Genomic DNA, 16,998 nt, shown 5'->3' on the forward strand with positions numbered 1-16,998 from the left:
AGGGCGGCAGTCAGCCGCGCACTTCCGCCAGCACGGCGTCGGTGAACGGCGGCCACGCCTCGACCGCCCAGGGTCCGAACGCCCGGTCGGCGAGCGCCACGCAGGCCGCGCCCGCGTCCGGGTCGATCCACAGGAACGTGCCCGACTGGCCGAAGTGCCCGAAGGTGCGCGGCGAGGACGAGACGCCCGTCCAGTGCGGCGCCTTGCCGTCCCGGATCTCGAAGCCCAGCCCCCAGTCGTTCGGGCTCTGATGGCCGTAGCCCGGCAGCACGCCCTTGGTGCCTGGGTACTGCACGGTCATCGCGGCGGCCACCGTCCGCGGGTCCAGCAGCCGGGGCGCCTGCACCTCGGCGGCGAACCGCAGCAGGTCGTCCACCGTGGACACGCCGTCCTTGGCGGGGGAGCCCTCCAGTGAGGTGGACGTCATCCCCAGCGGCTCGAGCACCGCCTGCCGCAGATACTCGGCGAACGGGATCTCCGTCGCCTTCTCCACATGGTCGCCGAGCTGCTCGAACCCTGCGTTGGAGTACAGCCGCCGCTCGCCGGGCGCCGAGGTCACCCGGTGCTCGTCGAAGGCGAGGCCCGAGGTGTGCGCGAGCAGGTGGCGGACCGTCGAGCCCTCCGGGCCCGCCGGCTCGTCCAGCTCGACCGCCCCCTCCTCGTACGCCACGAGCACCGCGTACGCGGCCAGCGGCTTGGTGACCGAGGCCAGCGGGAAGCGGTGCCCGGACGGGCCGTGCGTGCCCAGGACGGTGCCGTCCGCCCGTACCACCCCCGCCGCAGCGGTGGGAACCGGCCAGTTCTCGATCGACGCGAGGCTCTTCAGCGACATGCCGTCGAGCCTAAGCGCTCACAGCGTGAGCTCCAGCAAAGGGTCAGGCCTGGGCGTGAACCCCAGCGACCGGTACAGCGGCTCCGCCTCCGGGCTCGCGGTCAGCCGCACCCGCCCGGCGCCCCGCTCCCGGAACCACTCCAGCAGCGCTCCCACGCACGCCCGCGCGTAGCCCCGGCGGCGGGCGTCCGGGTCGGTGGCGACGCTGAAGACGTAGCCGTCGGTGCCGCGCGGGTTCCGCGCGCCGCCGATGCGGTAGTCCAGCGTGCCCGCCACCAGCGTCGCGAGGGCGCCCGGCCGCTCGGGGTGGTCCACGACGAACGCGGCGAAGGAGCGGTCGTCCGCGAGCCGCTCGCGCAGCACCGGCAGGGACGCCGCGTGCCACGCGGTGGACGGGTCGGAGCGGGCCAACGAGTCGATCATCACCTGGCGCAGACGCAGCACTTCCTCCGCGTCCTCGGGCGTCGCCCGGCGTACAAGGCTCATGCCCGCACGGTAGCCGGAGCCTCCCGACACGTCCGCCCATTTCTCACCGGCACCGCTTGCCTGGAGCGCACTCCAAGGATCTAGCGTGGACGCATGACGGTGACGGAGACCACGGACACCAGGACCGACACCTGCGCCGGACCCCCGCAAGGCGAGCGGCGGCCGGACGGCAAGGACAAGTACACGATCAGCGAGGTGGCCGCCCTCACCGGGCTGACCGCGCACACCCTGCGCTGGTACGAGCGCATCGGGCTCATGCCGCACATCGACCGCTCCCACACCGGGCAGCGGCGCTACACCAACCGCGACCTCGACTGGCTCGCCCTGGTCGGCAAGCTCCGCCTGACCGGCATGCCGGTCGCCGACATGGTGCGCTACGCCGAACTGGTCCGGGCCGGCGACCACACGTACGCCGAGCGCTTCGAGCTGCTCAAGGCGACCCGCGAGGACGTGCTGGCGCGCATCGCCGAACTCCAGGGCACCCTCGCCGTCCTGGACCGCAAGATCAGCTTCTACGCGGACGCCGGGCGCGCCCTGGCCTCGGAAAGGGCATGATGACCGCGGACACGATCCCCACGACGGCACTGGGCGCCGGCGGCCCCGAGGTGGGCGTGCAGGGCCTCGGCTGCATGGGCATGAGCTTCGCCTACGGCCCCGCCGACGCGGACGCCTCCCGGGCGACCCTGGAACGCGCCCTGGAGCGGGGCGTCACCCTCTACGACACCGCCGACGCGTACGGCGCGGGCGACAACGAACGCTTCCTCGCCCCGTTCCTCGCGGCGCACCGCGACGAGGTGCTGATCGCCACCAAGTTCGCCCTGTCGATCCCGCCGGACGACCCGACCCGGCGCATCATCCGCAACGACCCGCCGTACGTGCGGCAGGCCGTCGAGGCGAGCCTGCGCCGCCTGGACGTCGACGTCATCGACCTCTACTACATGCACCGGCGCGACGTGAACGTGCCGATCGAGGAGACCGTCGGCGTCATGGCCGAGCTGGTCCGCGAGGGCAAGGTGAAGCAGCTCGGCCTGAGCGAGGTGACGGCCGGTGAGCTGCGCGCCGCGCACGCCGTGCACCCGATCGCCGCCGTGCAGTCGGAGTGGTCGCTGTTCAGCCGGGACATCGAGGCCGCCGTGGTGCCGGCCGCGCGCGAACTGGGCGTCACCCTGGTCCCGTACTCGCCGCTCGGCCGCGGCTTCCTCACCGGCGCCTTCACGGACGCCACGAAGGACCTCACGCAGGACGACTTCCGCCGCACGATGCCCCGCTTCACCGGCGACAACGCGGCGGCCAACGCGGCCCTCCTGGAGCCGGTCCGCACGGTCGCCGAGCACCACGGCGCGACCCCCGCGCAGATCGCCCTGGCCTGGGTCCACCAGCAGGCGGGCGTCCACGGTCTCCCGGTCGTCCCCATCCCCGGCACCCGCAGCCCGTCCCGCGTGGACGAGAACACGGCGGCCACCCGCATCACCCTGACGGAAGCGGACCTGGACCTGCTCGACCCGATCGCGGACAAGGTCACCGGCACCCGCTACGCGGACATGTCGTTCACCTCGGCGGGCAGGGAGTAGAGAAGCGCCCCGAAGGGGCGCGGGGAACTGCGCGCCCGGACCCCACGCACCCGCGCCCGGCGGACGACTCAAAGCTCCGCGAGCAACTCCGCCTTCTTCGAGGAGAACTCCTCGTCCGTCACCAGCCCTGCCTGGTGCAGCTCGCCAAGATGCCGTATCCGCTCGGCGATGTCCGCGGGATCGCGCCGAGCGGACGTCACACCCACCGTGCCCGCCGCAGGCGATATCGCCGGCACCGCCGCACAGTCCCGCACCGCGGCCAGCACCGCCGCCGCGAACGGCAGCGACTCGTGCACGGGCCCGTACCCGAGTCCGAACACCACCGCGGCGGGGTCCTGGTCGGCCTGCGCCGGGGCCGGCGCCGTCGTGTCCCGGCGCAGCAGCCGCAGATGACCCTCGAACACCTCGGGCGAACGCCACTCCACCCCGCTCAGCTCGGAGACGGGGAAACGCTGGTCGCCGGCCTTCCACTTCGCCGAGGACGCCCCGGTCCAGAACCAGCGGAACGCCACCGACGTGCCGTCGAACGTCGCCTTGCCGTCGTAGGCCTTGAACTGCAGCGGCGCCTCCGGCGCGGCCACCAGGTGGCGTTCGGCGGGGCCCGACTCGGTGAGCTGCGCGCGCAGTTCGTCGGCGTAGTACTCGGCCAGCGTCTCCCGCTCGGCGGGCAGCACCAGCCGGTAGGGGTCGCAGCTCTCCTTCAACTGCCCGGCGGCCGCCTCCATCAGCGGGTCCGCTCCCGGCCGGGGTTCCAGCCGCAGGACCACGGTCCCGCGCTTGCCGGGCGTGAGGCTCACGCTCTCGACCGCCTCGAGAGGCACGCGCCGCTCCCCGAGCGCCTGGAACAGCTTGGGTGTTCGAATCCCCCGTACGTAACGGATGAGCACGGAGTCGGAATCGAACTCCCAGGCGGCATGAAATCCGGCCAGTACGTCACCCATGCGGCTCATCGTATGCGGCACGAGCTTCTCCGTCCCCTCCCCACGCATACCGCAGTATCTCCGCTTCTACGCGCGTCCGGTAGGGGTCGTACCGGACAAACCCGCCAGGCAGGTGTCGTTCCGGTGCGCACACGACACCGCCGTGTATGCGCCAACCCCGATCTCCGCGAAGTTCCGCAGGCTGTCCGTGCCGGGCACGAAGTACCCGGCGTGCCCCTTGGCGTCACGGGCCGACAGCACGCGCGCTCCGAACCCGTCGGCCACCGGGTCGGCCCCGTGGCCCAGTCCGCCGAGCTCCAGGTGGGGCACGTCCTGGATCCAGTCGTCGGCGTCCCGCATCGCCCACACCCGTGCGGTGGTGCGCAGCTGGGAGGCGTGCTCCACCCGCATCCCGGGGCTGCCGGCGACGGCGATGTCGGACACCCGCTCCGGCAGGTCCCGCGCGGCCAGTCCGCAGACCACCGAGCCGTAGCTGTGGCAGAACAGCGAGACCGGGGCGAGGCCGGGCAGCCCCCGCACCATGGCGTCCAGCCGGTCGGCGCCGTCCTCGGCGCGCATCGCCGTGGCCGCGTCCATGCCGAGCCCGCTGGGCGCCGTGTAGTCGGCCCAGGCGACCACGGCCGTGCGGGTCGCGGGATCGGCCTGCCGCTGAGCCCTGTAGAGCGACTTGGCCATGCCCACGGGGGCGGAGTGCCGGCGCTGGGAGCGCTGGAACGTCAGCAGATCGGTGTCGACGCCGGGGACGACCACCGACACCCGCTCGGCGTGGCGCAGGTCACCGAAGACCTCGGCGACCTGCCCGGCGCCCGCCGGGTTGAAGGCGAGGATGTGCCTCTCCGGCCGCATCAGCGCCTCGATGCGGTCCATCCTGCGGGCCGCCTGCTCCTGGCCGGCGGGCGTGAGCCGGCTGTCGTGCACCCGACTCAGCTCGGTCTCGCGGGCCTCGGCCAGCGCGATGCGGTTGGCGTGGTAGCGCAGTTCGACCGGCGCGCCGTTCATGTTGCCCACCGCCAGCGGATAACGCTCGGCGAGCCGGAGCTGCTGCGCGTCGGTGAGCGAGGCGAAGAACCGGGCCAGTCGCGTCGGCGCCGACTGCGGGTCGGGCAGCCGCTTCCCGGCCATCCGGCCGTCCTCCCACGCGGCGAGCGACGCCTGCAGGGGAGCGGGGTGGCGCTGGTGGCGCAGTGCCGTCCAGCCGGTGGTCGCCAGCATCACGAAGACCACGGCGAGCGCCAGCAGCGCCCGCCACACGTTCAGCTGGGGGGAGGTGTCGAAGGAAGTCACTGGGAGGACACACTAGGAGAACGAGAGTGTCTCGCGGGAATCCAGTGACCGGGATCACGTTTCGTTGTGCCGATTCAGGGATGCGCTCGTACGCCAGTTCGCGGCGAGGGCCGGTCCGACATTGTCCAGGCACGTCCGCATCAGCTCCCGCAGCGCCTCGGCGCTCAGGTCGTCCCCGGCGGACCACCGGCGCTCCGCCACCCGGATCACCCCGCCGAACGCGGCCACCAGGATGCGCGGCCGGGGATCGGTGTCGACGTCCAGCCCCTCGCGCTCGGCGACGATGCCCGCCAGCTCCTCCTCCAGCTCCGTCGCCCGGCGCAGATGCGCGGCGAGCAGCGCGGGCGTCGACTCGATGACCCGGTAGACGCGCATGTGCAGCTCCACCGGGACGAGCTCCCCCACGGCGTCGTTGACGGCGTCCCAGCTGTCCAGAACGGCCCGGCGCAGCGCCTCCAGCGGCGCCTCGTCGCGCGGGCGGGCCCGTACGGCCTCGGTGATGCGCTGTTCCGCCAGGCGGGGGACGAACAGCGCCACCTCCTCCTTGCTGGCGAAGTAGCGGAAGAAGGTGCGCTGGGAGACGTCCACGGCCGCGGCGATGTCGTCGACCGTCGTCCCGTCGTAGCCGCGCGTGGCGATGAGCTCGAGGGCGGCCCGGACGAGGGCGTCCCGGGTGCGCTGCTTCTTCCGCTCACGCAGCCCCGGCCGCGGCAGGGCGCCCACGACGGTCCCGACCGTGTCCATGGCTCCTCCTTGAACCGTTCGCCCGGGCCGGGCGAGGGGCGCATGTCCTGTCAGTTACTGACTGGTGAAATGAATTGTCAAGTGTCAGCGGCTGACACTAGCCTCGAATGTATGACTAGTCAGACCACCCTCGACAAGGCGGGGCAGGGGGACGGCCCTTCGGCCGGCCCGTCGGAGGCGACGCCCGGCAAGGGGCTGCGCGGGCACCCCTGGTTCACGCTGTTCACCGTCGCCGTGGGCGTCATGATGGTGGCCCTGGACGGCACCATCGTGGCCATCGCCAACCCGGCCATCGCCAGTGACCTGGGCGCCACCCTCGCCGACGTCCAGTGGATCACCAACGCGTACTTCCTCGCCCTCGCGGTGTCCCTGATCACCGCGGGCAAGCTCGGTGACCGCTTCGGCCACCGGCAGACCTTCCTCATCGGCGTGGTCGGCTTCGCCGCCGCGTCCGGGGCCATCGGCCTGTCCGACAGCATCACGCTCGTCATCGTCTTCCGTGTGCTCCAGGGCCTGTTCGGCGCGCTGCTGATGCCGGCCGCGCTCGGCCTGCTGCGGGCCACGTTCCCCGCCGAGAAGCTCAACATGGCCATCGGCATCTGGGGCATGGTCATCGGCGCCTCCACCGCCGGCGGCCCGATCCTCGGCGGCGTCCTCGTCGAGCACGTGAGCTGGCAGTCCGTGTTCTTCATCAACGTGCCGGTCGGCGTCCTCGCCGTCGCGCTCGGCGTGTGGATCCTGCTCGACCACCGCGCGGAGAACGCGCCGCGCTCGTTCGACATCCCCGGCATCGCCCTGCTGTCCGGCGCGATGTTCTGCCTGGTGTGGGCGCTCATCAAGGCGCCCGAGTGGGGCTGGGGCGACGGCAGGACCTGGGCCTTCATCGGCGCCTCCGTGGTCGGCTTCGCCGCCTTCGCCTTCTGGGAGACGAAGGTGAAGGAGCCTCTGATCCCGCTGGCCCTCTTCCGCTCCGTCCCGCTGTCCGCGGGTGTGGTGCTGATGGTCCTCATGGCCATCGCCTTCATGGGCGGCCTGTTCTTCGTCACCTTCTACCTGCAGAACGTGCACGGCCTCAGCCCGGTCGACGCCGGTCTGCACCTGCTGCCGCTCACCGGCATGATGATCGTCGGGTCCCCGCTCGCTGGCGTGATGATCACCAAGGTCGGCCCGCGCATCCCGCTCGCGGGCGGCATGGCCTGCACCGCGCTCGCCATGTACGGCATCTCCACGCTGGAGAAGAGCACCGGCAGCCTCGCCATGTCGGTCTGGTTCGCGCTGCTCGGCCTCGGCCTCGCCCCCGTCATGGTCGGCGCCACCGAGGTCATCGTGGGCAACGCGCCGCTGGAGCTGTCCGGTGTGGCCGGCGGTCTCCAGCAGGCCGCGATGCAGGTCGGCGGTAGCCTCGGCACCGCCGTGCTGGGCGCCGTGATGGCCTCCAAGGTGGACGGCGACCTGCCGGGCAACTGGGAGAAGGCGGGCCTCCCGCCGCTGACGCCCGAACAGGCCGGGCAGGCCTCCGAGGCGGTCCAGGTCGGTGTGCCGCCGGTACAGAAGGGCACGCCCGAGGCGATCGCCGCGAAGATCACCGACGTCGCCCACGACACCTTCATCTCCGGCATGAGCCTGGCGTCGCTGGTCGCCGCCGGGGTCGCCGCGGCCGCCGTCCTGGTCGCGCTGCTCACCAAGCGCGGCGAGAACGCCGAGGCGGGCGCGGGCGTCGGCCACATCTGACGTCCCGTGAGGACCGCCGCGGCCCGCCGCCGGAGGGGTGCGGCGGGCCGCGGCGGTCATCCGCCGTACACACAAGGGGAATTCAGGGCGGAAGCGGGGGTACCCGCCATGTCAACCAACCCATCAGGGAGTTGATGATGGCGAGCTTCGGACACGGAACGCGCAGGCACCCCCGCACCAGTGGCCGGACGTGGTCACGGTCCGGGCCGGATCGCGCGACGCTCGGGATCATCGGAGCCATCTGCGCCGTCGCCGGTTTCTTCGTCCTGGGCATCATCCTGGGCCCGGTGGCGATGGTGTGCGGCTGGCTGGCGATGGGCCGCAGCTGGGCGGGCTCCCGCTCGGTGCCGGCCCTGATCGCCCTGGTCCTCGGCGCCATCGACACGCTCCTGGCCATCGTCTGGCTGGCCGGGACAGGCGGCATGGGGACCGGCGTGCTCTGACCCGGTGGACAGCAGCAGTGAGGGGGCCTCCGGCGAAACAGCCGGAGGCCCCCTCACTGCTGCAGCTCGGCCCCACAGGGCACGCGGTGATGTTCCCCGCGCTTTCGGGCCGGCGGTGGGACAGCCGCCCAGGGGCGCGGGGAACTGCGCGATCGGCCCGAACCCACCCGCGGCCGCCCCCCCACCCCGGGTGGCATCCCCCGCCCCGCCGGAGGCGCTATGCGTCGCCGCCCGCCGCGCCCGGGTCCGCGGCCGCCACGTCCAGCAGCTGGTACCGGTCGACGGCCTGCTTCAGCACCGAGCGGTCCAGGTGCCCCTCACGCGCCAGCTCCGTCAACACCGCCAGCACGATCGACTGCGCGTCGATGTGGAAGAAGCGCCGCGCCGCCCCGCGCGTGTCCGCGAAGCCGAACCCGTCCGCCCCCAGCGACTGGTACGTCCCCGGCACCCAGCGCGCGATCTGGTCCGGCACCGCTCGCATCCAGTCGGACACCGCCACCACCGGCCCCTGCGCCGAGGCCAGCTTGCGCGTCACGTACGGGGTGCGCTGCTCCTCCTCCGGGTGCAGCAGGTTGTGCTCCTCGCACTCCACCGCGTCGCGCCGCAGTTCGTTCCAGGAGGTCGCCGACCAGACGTCCGCCTTGACGTTCCAGTCCTCCGCGAGGATCTGCTGCGCCTCGACCGCCCACGGCAGCGCGACCCCGGACGCCAGGATCTGCGCCGGGAGCGAGCCCGAGGTGCCCTCGCTGAAGCGGTACAGGCCCTTGAGGATGCCCTCGACGTCCACGTTCTCCGGTTCCGCCGGATGCCGGACGGGCTCGTTGTAGACCGTCAGGTAGTAGAAGACGTCCTCGCCGTGCGGGTGTTCCTCCGACGAGCCGTACATCCGGCGCAGCCCGTCCTTGACGATGTGCGCGATCTCGTAGCCGAACGCCGGGTCGTACGCGACGCACGCCGGGTTGGTCGAGGCGAGCAGCTGCGAGTGCCCGTCGGCGTGCTGAAGGCCCTCGCCGGTCAGCGTGGTGCGGCCGGCGGTCGCTCCGAGCACGAAACCGCGCGCCAGCTGGTCGGCCATCTGCCAGAACTGGTCGCCGGTGCGCTGGAAACCGAACATCGAGTAGAAGACGTACACCGGGATCAGCGGCTCGCCGTGCGTGGCGTACGCCGAGCCCGCCGCGATCAGCGAGGCCGTGCAGCCCGCCTCGGAGATGCCGTCGTGCAGCATCTGCCCCTGCGGCGACTCCTTGTAGGCGAGCAGCAGCTCCCGGTCCACCGCCTCGTACTGCTGGCCGAGCGGGTTGTAGATCTTCGCGCTCGGGAAGAACGAGTCCATGCCGAACGTGCGGTACTCGTCCGGCGCGATCAGCACGAACCGGCGGCCGATCTCCTTGTCCCGCATGAGGTCCTTGAGGAGCCGCACGAACGCCATGGTCGTCGCGATGGACTGCTGGCCGGAGCCCTTCTTCACACTCGCGTACGTCTTGTCCTCCGGCAGCGCCAGCGGCTCGGCGCGCACCACCCGGGTCGGCACGTACCCGCCGAGGGAGCGGCGGCGGTCGTGCATGTACTGCATCTCCTCCGAGTCCGGCCCCGGGTGGTAGTAGGGCGGCAGACCCGACTCCAGGTCCTTGTCCGGGATGGGCAGGTGCAGCCGGTCCCGGAAGTGCTTCAGGTCGTCGACCGTCAGCTTCTTCATCTGGTGCGTGGCGTTGCGGCCCTCGAAGTTCGGGCCCAGCGTCCAGCCCTTGACGGTCTTGGCCAGGATGACCGTCGGCTGGCCCTTGTGCTCCACCGCCGCCTTGTACGCCGCGTAGATCTTGCGGTGGTCGTGGCCGCCGCGCCCCAGGTGCAGGATCTGGTCGTCGGTCATGTTCTCGACCATCGCGCGCAGCCGGTGGTCGTCACCGAAGAAGTGCTTGCGGATGTACGCCCCGGACTCCGTGGCGTACGTCTGGAACTGGCCGTCCGGCGTGGTGTTCATCTTGTTCACCAGCACGCCGTCACGGTCCTGGGCCAGCAGCGGGTCCCAGGTGCGGTCCCAGATCAGCTTGATCACGTTCCAGCCGGCGCCGCGGAAGATCGACTCCAGCTCCTGGATGATCTTGCCGTTGCCGCGCACCGGTCCGTCCAGCCGCTGCAGGTTGCAGTTGACCACGAAGGTCAGGTTGTCCAGGCCCTCGCGCGCCGCGATGCTCAGCTGGCCCAGCGACTCCGGCTCGTCCATCTCGCCGTCGCCGAGGAACGCCCACACGTGCGACTTCGAGGTGTCCGCGATGCCCCGCGCGTGCATGTAGCGGTTCATCCGCGCCTGGTAGATGGCGCCGATCGGGCCGAGGCCCATCGACACCGTCGGGAACTCCCAGAAGTCCGGCATGGACCGCGGATGCGGGTACGACGACAGCGCGTACGGCGCCTTCGACTTCTCCTGGCGGAAGCCGTCCAGGTGCTGCTCGCTCAGCCGGTCCAGCAGGTACGCGCGGGCGTAGATGCCCGGCGAGGCGTGCCCCTGGAAGAAGACCTGGTCGCCGCCGTCGCCCTCGTCCTTGCCGCGGAAGAAGTGGTTGAAGCCGACGTCGTACAGCGACGCGGAGGACGCGAACGTCGCGATGTGGCCGCCCACCCCGATGCCGGGGCGCTGGGCGCGCGAGACCATCACGGCGGCGTTCCAGCGGGTGGCGTTCAGAATCTTGCGCTCGATCTCCTCGTTGCCCGGGAAGAACGGCTCCGCCCGGGTGGGGATCGTGTTGACGTAGTCCGTGCTGCGCATCTCGGGCACGGCCACGCGCCGGGCGCGGGCACGCTCGATCAGCCGCAGCATGAGATAACGGGCACGCTCCCGGCCGCGCTCGTCGACCGCGGCGTCGAGGGAGTCGAGCCACTCCTGGGTTTCCTCGGGGTCGAAGTCAGGAACCTGACTCGGAAGGCCGCCAATGATGATCGGGCTGCGATCGGATGCGGAAGCCACGCTGTTCCTTACCTGTCAGAGGGCCGTGAAGGGGCCGTCGTGTCGCTCGCCACGGCCCGGTGTGCGCCGCTCCCATGCTCCACCCCGCAACCGCGGACGTCATCTCTACCGAGAGGTAATCCCTCGGCGCGGCCGGTACGGTGACGCAAGGGGCGAGTACATGCGAGTCTCGTACCCACAGACGGTTCCCAAACGCCCAAACGGGGCACAAAGGTGTGGTGTCCATCACTGCTGACGGAGACGGGGTGCCTGGAGTTGCGGTGACCCGGCCAGGATCGTCACCGTTTCGGCGGTCCGCGCGGCCGGGTACTTGCGCGATCCGTCCCGCCCGTGTGGACTACGGCCAATGCTTCGCGCACGCGCGTGGCTGAGATATTTCCCAAGACATGATCAGGAGGCAACCCGTGAGCGCGACCGCGGACCACGCGGAGGAGCGGACGAACCCTGCCGCCAGGCTGGGGTTCCAGCCCGGGCAGGTGGTCCAGGAGATCGGCTACGACGACGACGTCGACCAGGAGCTCCGCGAGGCCATCGAGGGCGTCATCGAGAGCGACCTTGTCGACGAGGACTACGACGACGTGGCCGACGCCGTTGTGCTGTGGTTCCGTGACGACGACGGCGACCTGACGGATGCGCTGGTGGATGCCACCACGTACATCGAAGAGGGCGGCGCGATCCTGCTGCTCACGCCGAAGACCGGCCGGGACGGCTACGTCGAGCCGAGCGACATCTCGGAGGCCGCCACCACGGCCGGCCTGACGGCGTCCAAGAGCGTCAGCGTGGGCAAGGACTGGAGCGGCAGCCGGCTGGCGACCCCGAAGGCCGCCAAGTCGAAGCGGTGACACACCCCCGGACGGGCCGGCGGCGGCGTGCGTCGCACGCGTCGGCCCGTTCGAGGGACCCTCGTCCTGCCTGCGTAGGGTGGTCGCACGGCACCACCCCGGAGGGACGAGGACGACGATGACGATCCCGGTCGGAGCGCAGGCCCCCGACTTCGAGCTCAAGGACAACCACGGCGCCCCGGTGTGCCTGTCCGACTTCCGCGGGCGGAAGAACGTCGTACTGCTCTTCTACCCGTTCGCCTTCACCGGTGTCTGCACCGGCGAGCTGAGCGAGATCCGCGACCGGCTGGAGCAGTTCGCCGAGCGGGACGCCGAGGTGCTCGCCGTCTCCAACGACTCCATCCACACCCTGCGCGTCTTCGGCGAGCAGGAGGATCTTCCCTTCCCGCTGCTCAGCGACTTCTGGCCGCACGGCAACGTCTCGCGCGCCTACGGCGTCTTCGACGAGGACAAGGGCTGCGCCGTGCGGGGCACCTTCGTGATCGACCGGCAGGGCGTCGTGCGCGCCACGGTGAGCAGCGCCATGGCGGACGCCCGCGACGCCGGCGAGTACCTTGCGGCGCTCGACACCCTGTGAACGTCCGTCCCCAGGGCCTGCGGGTCCGGGGAACCCGTCACTAGGATCGACTCGTTGATCCGACATCCATGCACAACGGGGCATCCCGCCCCCGGGACACCAAGGGAGGACTCGTGGGAGTCAGCCTCAGCAAGGGCGGCAACGTATCGCTGAGCAAGGAGGCGCCGGGACTGACCGCGGTCATCGTCGGACTGGGGTGGGACGTCCGTACCACGACCGGCACCGACTTCGACCTGGACGCCAGCGCCCTCCTGCTGAACAGCTCGGGCAAGGTCGCCAGCGACGCGCACTTCGTCTTCTTCAACAACCTCAAGAGTCCCGACGGGTCCGTCGAGCACACCGGTGACAACCTCACCGGTGAGGGCGAGGGCGACGACGAGCAGATCAAGGTCAACCTGGCCACCGTCCCGGCCGACGTCGAGAAGATCGTCTTCCCGGTCTCCATCTACGACGCCGAGAACCGCCAGCAGTCCTTCGGCCAGGTGCGCAACGCGTTCATCCGCGTCGTCAACCAGGCCGGCGGCGCCGAGATCGCCCGTTACGACCTGTCGGAGGACGCCTCGACCGAGACCGCCATGGTCTTCGGCGAGCTGTACCGCCACGGCGCGGAGTGGAAGTTCCGCGCCATCGGCCAGGGCTACGCCTCCGGCCTGCGCGGCATCGCGCAGGACTTCGGTGTGAACGTCTGAGCCGGGCACGTCCGGGGTACAGACCCGAGCGGCCGTCCCGTACGGCCACCGCCCGGGCGTCGCGCGCCTGCCGCGCGCGGCGCCCGGGGACGCCCCCTCGCGGGGGAGTGGCAGGACCACCTGGAAACACCATTCGGAGGGGGACCAGCATCATGGGCGTCACGCTCGCCAAGGGGGGGAACGTCTCCCTGTCCAAGGCCGCACCCAACCTCACGCAGGTGATGGTCGGGCTCGGCTGGGACGCGCGCTCCACCACGGGCGCCGACTTCGACCTCGACGCCAGTGCGCTGATGTGCAGCGGCGGCCGGGTCATGGGGGACGAGTGGTTCGTCTTCTACAACCAGCTCAAGAGCCCCGACGGCTCCGTGGAGCACACCGGTGACAACCTCACCGGTGAGGGCGAGGGCGACGACGAGTCCCTGCTGGTGGACCTCTCCAAGGTGCCGCCGCAGTGCGACAAGATCGTCTTCCCGGTGTCCATCCACATGGCGGACGAGCGGGGCCAGACCTTCGGTCAGGTCAGCAACGCCTTCATCCGTGTGGTGAACCAGGCGGACGGCCAGGAGCTCGCCCGCTACGACCTCAGCGAGGACGCCTCCACGGAGACCGCGATGATCTTCGGCGAGCTGTACCGCTACCAGGGCGAGTGGAAGTTCCGTGCAGTAGGGCAGGGGTACGCGTCGGGTCTGCGGGGCATCGCTCTAGACTTCGGGGTCAACGTTTCGTAAAGCCGCCACGGCGGCGGGGGAGACCCGTACACACACATGGGGTAGCCAGTGGTTCTGAAAACCTTCGGCTGGTCGTTCGCGGTGACCGCGCTCGGCCTGGTCGCAGCGATCCTCTTCGGGGGGTGGACCGCCTTCGGAATCGTGGCGATCCTCTCGATCCTCGAGATCTCGCTGTCCTTCGACAACGCGGTGGTCAACGCCGGAATCCTGAAGAAGATGAATGCCTTCTGGCAGAAGATCTTCCTCACCATCGGCATCCTGATCGCCGTCTTCGGCATGCGACTGGTGTTCCCCGTCGTCATCGTCGCGATCAGCGCACAGCTGGGCCCGATCGAGGCGGTCGACCTCGCGCTCAGCGACAAGGACCGTTACCAGGAGCTCGTCACCGACGCCCACCCGGCGATCGCGGCCTTCGGCGGCATGTTCCTGCTCATGATCTTCCTGGACTTCATCTTCGAGGACCGGGACATCAAGTGGCTGGGCTGGCTGGAGCGGCCGCTGGCCAAGCTCGGCAAGGTCGACATGCTGTCGGTCTGCATCGCGCTGATCATCCTGCTGATCTCCGCCATGACCTTCGCCACCCACGCCCACCAGCACGGCGGCACGCACGTGGACAAGGCGGAGACCGTCCTGCTCGCCGGTATCGCCGGTCTGATCACCTACATGATCGTGGGCGGGCTCTCCGGCTACTTCGAGGACAAGCTCGAAGAGGAGGAGGAGCAGGAACACGAGGAGGAGGAGAAGGCCGCCCGCGAGGGCAGGCCCAAGTCGGCGGTCGCCCTGGCAGGCAAGGCCGCGTTCTTCATGTTCCTCTACCTCGAGGTCCTGGACGCGTCCTTCTCCTTCGACGGCGTCATCGGCGCCTTCGCCATCACCAACGACATCGTCCTCATGGCGCTCGGCCTCGGCATCGGCGCCATGTACGTCCGGTCGCTCACGGTCTACCTGGTCCGCCAGGGCACCCTGGACGACTACGTCTACCTGGAGCACGGCGCGCACTACGCGATCGGCGCCCTGGCGATGATCCTGCTCGTCACCATCCAGTACGAGATCAACGAGATCATCACCGGTCTCATCGGCGTCGTCCTGATCGGCGCCTCCTTCTGGTCCTCCGTGCGCCGCAACAAGCGCATCGCGGAGGCCGAGGCACAGGCGGGCGAGAAGACCGAGGTCTCGTCCGGGGTGTGACAGCCCTCCGGGTGAGGAACGCTCTCGACGGGGCGGCCACGAGGAGCAGTCCTCGCAGGCCGCCCCGTCGGCCGTGCGGCGCACCGGCGCCCCGCGGCCACCGGCGGGGGTTCGACGAGTGGACTTGGGGCGGGAATGGGTTTACTGGACGGACTGCGGCGCGGCAGGAACGACGACTTCGACTCCGGCAACGCGGCCAGCAACGCCATCGAGCTGACCAAGCGGCACGGCCAGGTGTCGCTGACCAAGCAGGGCGCGGCCACCGGCCATCTGCGGATCAACCTGAGCTGGCAGATGCGCACCTCCGACCTGGGCGGTCCGCAGCGGGAGAGCCTGCTGCGCCACCCGTTCAAGGCACTCAAGCCGCCGGAGGTCGTCGGACACAGCCAGTCCATGGTCAACGTCGACCTCGACCTGGGCTGCCTGTACGAGCTGCAGGACGGCACCAAGGGCGTGGTGCAGCCCCTCGGCGGCTATCTCGGCGACGTCAACGGTCCGCCGTACGTGAAGCTCAGCGGCGACGACCGGTTCGGCTCCGCCTCCGGCGAGACGATCTACGTCAACCTCGACCAGCGGGAGAACATCAAACGCCTGCTGGTGTTCGCCTACATCTACGACCAGACCCCCGCCTTCGACCGCACCAAGGCCGTCGTCACGCTCTACCCGAGCAACGGCCCGCGCATCGAGATCTCCCTCGACGAACGCCAGCCGCAGGCCCGCTCCTGCGCGGTGGTGCTGATCGAGAACGTGAAGAACGAGATCATCGTGCGCCGCGAGGTGCGGTTCGTCTACGGCTTCCAGGCCGAGCTGGACCGGCTGTACGGCTGGGGCCTGCAGTGGGGCCGGGGTTTCAAGACCAAGGCCGACCGCTGAGGCGCGGCCGGCCCGGGAACTGCCTCGTCTAGCGTCCGACGAACTGCGGTCCCTGCGGCGGCAGCCGGAAGTCCGGGTCGGGCGCGCCCGTGGCCGGCGGCGGGAAGCCGTACCGGTCCTGGGTCGCCTGGGCCGCCGCCGTGGCGGGCGCGGGCGCCGGGTAGCCGTACGCGGGCGGGCTCGTCGGGTGCGGGTAGCCGTAGGCGGGCTGCGCGGGCGCGGTGGCCGGAGGCTGCTGCGGCGGGTAGCCGTACGCGGGCTGCGGAGGCACGACCGGGGGCGGCTGCTCGGGCGGCAGCGGGTGGGACACATCCGCCGCCGCCTGCGCCTGCGTCACCGCGTCGGGCGAGGCGGACTCGGGCGCTCGCGGGGGCGTCTGCGAGGTCGGCTCCGGCGTGGCCGGCGCGGCGGACGCCTCCGGCTCCTCGGCGGCCTCCGACTCGTCCACCGAGATCCCGAAGTCGGTCGCCAGGCCCTTCAGGCCGTTCGAGTAGCCCTCGCCGAGCGCCCGGAACTTCCAGCCCTCCCCACGCCGGTACAGCTCGCCGCAGATCAGCGCCGTCTCCTGGCCCGTCTCCGGCTTCACGTCGAAGTACGCCAGCGCCTCTCCGTCCGGGCTCTGCGCGTCGTACAGCAGGATGCGCAGCGCCCGCACGCGGTCGAAGGTCACCCCGTCCGCCGACGCGACGAGCAGAATCCGGCCGACACCGGACTCGACACCGGCGAGATCTGTCTGGATCGTGTCGGTCAGGCCCTCGGCCACGCGCTTCTTGCCGAGCCGCCACACCTTCCCGGACGGGTGCCGGGGCTGGTTGTAGAAAACGAAGTCCTCGTCGGAGCGCACGCGGCCGTCGAGACCGAGGAGCAGCGCGGAGGCGTCCACGTCCGGCACCCCCTGCCCGGGCGACCAGCGCAGCACGGCGCGTACCGTGGTGGCCTCGAGAGGAACGTTCGACCCCTTCAGCATCGCGTGCGTCATGCGGTCATCCTGCCTTCTCCGTCCTGGTCACGACAATGCGGGGGGTTGGCACCGTCATCACGGGGTTACCTGAAGTTCATCCCCGGCGGGAACCGCCGACAAGGACTTCTACGTACTATTACCGG

17 protein-coding genes are annotated in these 16,998 nt (G+C 70.7%); 10 read left to right on the forward strand and 7 right to left on the reverse strand.

Annotated elements, in window-relative coordinates; genetic code table 11:
- Nucleotides 1–10: 10 nt before the first annotated feature.
- Entirely contained in the window at nt 11–832 is an 822-nt protein-coding gene (locus ELQ39_RS22360) for a serine hydrolase domain-containing protein (RefSeq protein ID WP_242593613.1), read from the reverse strand.
- Between the two features lie 18 nt (nt 833–850).
- On the reverse strand, nt 851–1,318 hold the full coding sequence (locus ELQ39_RS22365; protein WP_190000445.1) for a GNAT family N-acetyltransferase: 468 nt from the start codon (nt 1,316–1,318) through the stop codon (nt 851–853).
- A gap of 93 nt (nt 1,319–1,411) precedes the next feature.
- Between ELQ39_RS22365 and ELQ39_RS22370 the strand changes: the two genes are divergently transcribed.
- Both ELQ39_RS22370 and ELQ39_RS22375 read left to right on the forward strand, forming a co-directional pair.
- On the forward strand, nt 1,412–1,873 hold the full coding sequence (locus tag ELQ39_RS22370) for a MerR family transcriptional regulator (protein ID WP_190000444.1): 462 nt from the start codon (nt 1,412–1,414) through the stop codon (nt 1,871–1,873).
- A complete protein-coding gene (locus tag ELQ39_RS22375) occupies nt 1,873–2,889 on the forward strand; it encodes an aldo/keto reductase (RefSeq protein WP_225627605.1) in 1,017 nt (338 codons plus the stop codon). The genes ELQ39_RS22370 and ELQ39_RS22375 overlap by 1 nt, the downstream gene beginning before the upstream one ends.
- Before the next feature lie 68 nt (nt 2,890–2,957).
- Here ELQ39_RS22375 and ELQ39_RS22380 read toward each other — a convergent pair whose 3' ends face one another.
- From ELQ39_RS22380 to ELQ39_RS22390, 3 genes are all read right to left on the reverse strand, one after another.
- The gene (locus ELQ39_RS22380; RefSeq protein ID WP_242593614.1) at nt 2,958–3,830 is read right to left on the reverse strand and encodes a DUF4429 domain-containing protein; all 873 of its coding nucleotides are present in this window, start codon (nt 3,828–3,830) and stop codon (nt 2,958–2,960) included.
- Nucleotides 3,831–3,896: 66 nt separating this feature from the next.
- On the reverse strand, nt 3,897–5,114 hold the full coding sequence (locus ELQ39_RS22385) for an alpha/beta hydrolase (RefSeq protein ID WP_242593615.1): 1,218 nt from the start codon (nt 5,112–5,114) through the stop codon (nt 3,897–3,899).
- 54 nt (nt 5,115–5,168) lie between these two features.
- Nucleotides 5,169–5,858: a TetR family transcriptional regulator gene (locus ELQ39_RS22390; RefSeq protein WP_242593616.1), complete on the reverse strand. Its 690-nt coding sequence runs from the start codon at nt 5,856–5,858 to the stop codon at nt 5,169–5,171.
- A 111-nt stretch (nt 5,859–5,969) separates the two neighbouring features.
- On the opposite strand from ELQ39_RS22390, the gene ELQ39_RS22395 reads away from it, so the two are divergent.
- The gene (locus ELQ39_RS22395) at nt 5,970–7,589 is read left to right on the forward strand and encodes an MFS transporter (RefSeq protein ID WP_190000440.1); all 1,620 of its coding nucleotides are present in this window, start codon (nt 5,970–5,972) and stop codon (nt 7,587–7,589) included.
- Between the two features lie 134 nt (nt 7,590–7,723).
- A complete protein-coding gene (locus ELQ39_RS22400; protein WP_242593617.1) occupies nt 7,724–8,032 on the forward strand; it encodes a small hydrophobic protein in 309 nt (102 codons plus the stop codon).
- Between the two features lie 217 nt (nt 8,033–8,249).
- On the opposite strand, the gene aceE is transcribed toward ELQ39_RS22400, so the two are convergent.
- Nucleotides 8,250–10,997 (reverse strand): pyruvate dehydrogenase (acetyl-transferring), homodimeric type, encoded by a 2,748-nt coding sequence (gene aceE, locus ELQ39_RS22405; RefSeq protein WP_242593618.1) that lies wholly within the window; start codon nt 10,995–10,997, stop codon nt 8,250–8,252.
- A gap of 404 nt (nt 10,998–11,401) precedes the next feature.
- On the opposite strand from aceE, the gene ELQ39_RS22410 reads away from it, so the two are divergent.
- The 6 genes from ELQ39_RS22410 to ELQ39_RS22435 all read left to right on the forward strand — a co-directional run bounded on the left by ELQ39_RS22410 (nt 11,402) and on the right by ELQ39_RS22435 (nt 15,894).
- Entirely contained in the window at nt 11,402–11,839 is a 438-nt protein-coding gene (locus ELQ39_RS22410) for a DUF3052 domain-containing protein (protein WP_031018687.1), read from the forward strand.
- A gap of 118 nt (nt 11,840–11,957) precedes the next feature.
- On the forward strand, nt 11,958–12,416 hold the full coding sequence (locus tag ELQ39_RS22415) for a peroxiredoxin (protein ID WP_242593619.1): 459 nt from the start codon (nt 11,958–11,960) through the stop codon (nt 12,414–12,416).
- 113 nt (nt 12,417–12,529) lie between these two features.
- Complete coding sequence (locus tag ELQ39_RS22420; RefSeq protein WP_093767762.1) at nt 12,530–13,105, forward strand: calcium homeostasis/redox stress adaptation protein; 576 nt, start codon at nt 12,530–12,532, stop codon at nt 13,103–13,105.
- Between the two features lie 152 nt (nt 13,106–13,257).
- A complete protein-coding gene (locus ELQ39_RS22425; RefSeq protein WP_190000436.1) occupies nt 13,258–13,833 on the forward strand; it encodes a TerD family protein in 576 nt (191 codons plus the stop codon).
- Between the two features lie 48 nt (nt 13,834–13,881).
- Complete coding sequence (locus ELQ39_RS22430) at nt 13,882–15,021, forward strand: DUF475 domain-containing protein (protein ID WP_190000435.1); 1,140 nt, start codon at nt 13,882–13,884, stop codon at nt 15,019–15,021.
- A gap of 135 nt (nt 15,022–15,156) precedes the next feature.
- The gene (locus ELQ39_RS22435) at nt 15,157–15,894 is read left to right on the forward strand and encodes a TerD family protein (protein ID WP_190000434.1); all 738 of its coding nucleotides are present in this window, start codon (nt 15,157–15,159) and stop codon (nt 15,892–15,894) included.
- A gap of 28 nt (nt 15,895–15,922) precedes the next feature.
- Here ELQ39_RS22435 and ELQ39_RS22440 read toward each other — a convergent pair whose 3' ends face one another.
- A complete protein-coding gene (locus tag ELQ39_RS22440) occupies nt 15,923–16,873 on the reverse strand; it encodes a TerD family protein (RefSeq protein WP_242593620.1) in 951 nt (316 codons plus the stop codon).
- Nucleotides 16,874–16,998: the final 125 nt, after the last annotated feature.

Source organism: Streptomyces sp. GB4-14 (genome assembly GCF_022696125.1).
GTDB lineage: Bacteria > Actinomycetota > Actinomycetes > Streptomycetales > Streptomycetaceae > Streptomyces > Streptomyces werraensis.

Bases quoted from the DNA above. Each gene is read 5' to 3' on its own strand.
- ELQ39_RS22395 (WP_190000440.1), top strand. From the start codon at position 5,970: ATGACTAGTCAGACCACCCTCGACAAGGCGGGGCAGGGGGACGGCCCT.
- ELQ39_RS22440 (WP_242593620.1), bottom strand. From the start codon at position 16,873: ATGACGCACGCGATGCTGAAGGGGTCGAACGTTCCTCTCGAGGCCACC.
- ELQ39_RS22400 (WP_242593617.1), top strand. From the start codon at position 7,724: ATGATGGCGAGCTTCGGACACGGAACGCGCAGGCACCCCCGCACCAGT.
- ELQ39_RS22370 (WP_190000444.1), top strand. From the start codon at position 1,412: ATGACGGTGACGGAGACCACGGACACCAGGACCGACACCTGCGCCGGA.
- ELQ39_RS22365 (WP_190000445.1), bottom strand. From the start codon at position 1,318: ATGAGCCTTGTACGCCGGGCGACGCCCGAGGACGCGGAGGAAGTGCTG.
- ELQ39_RS22375 (WP_225627605.1), top strand. From the start codon at position 1,873: ATGACCGCGGACACGATCCCCACGACGGCACTGGGCGCCGGCGGCCCC.
- ELQ39_RS22425 (WP_190000436.1), top strand. From the start codon at position 13,258: ATGGGCGTCACGCTCGCCAAGGGGGGGAACGTCTCCCTGTCCAAGGCC.
- ELQ39_RS22380 (WP_242593614.1), bottom strand. From the start codon at position 3,830: ATGGGTGACGTACTGGCCGGATTTCATGCCGCCTGGGAGTTCGATTCC.
- ELQ39_RS22390 (WP_242593616.1), bottom strand. From the start codon at position 5,858: ATGGACACGGTCGGGACCGTCGTGGGCGCCCTGCCGCGGCCGGGGCTG.
- ELQ39_RS22415 (WP_242593619.1), top strand. From the start codon at position 11,958: ATGACGATCCCGGTCGGAGCGCAGGCCCCCGACTTCGAGCTCAAGGAC.
- ELQ39_RS22360 (WP_242593613.1), bottom strand. From the start codon at position 832: ATGTCGCTGAAGAGCCTCGCGTCGATCGAGAACTGGCCGGTTCCCACC.
- ELQ39_RS22435 (WP_190000434.1), top strand. From the start codon at position 15,157: ATGGGTTTACTGGACGGACTGCGGCGCGGCAGGAACGACGACTTCGAC.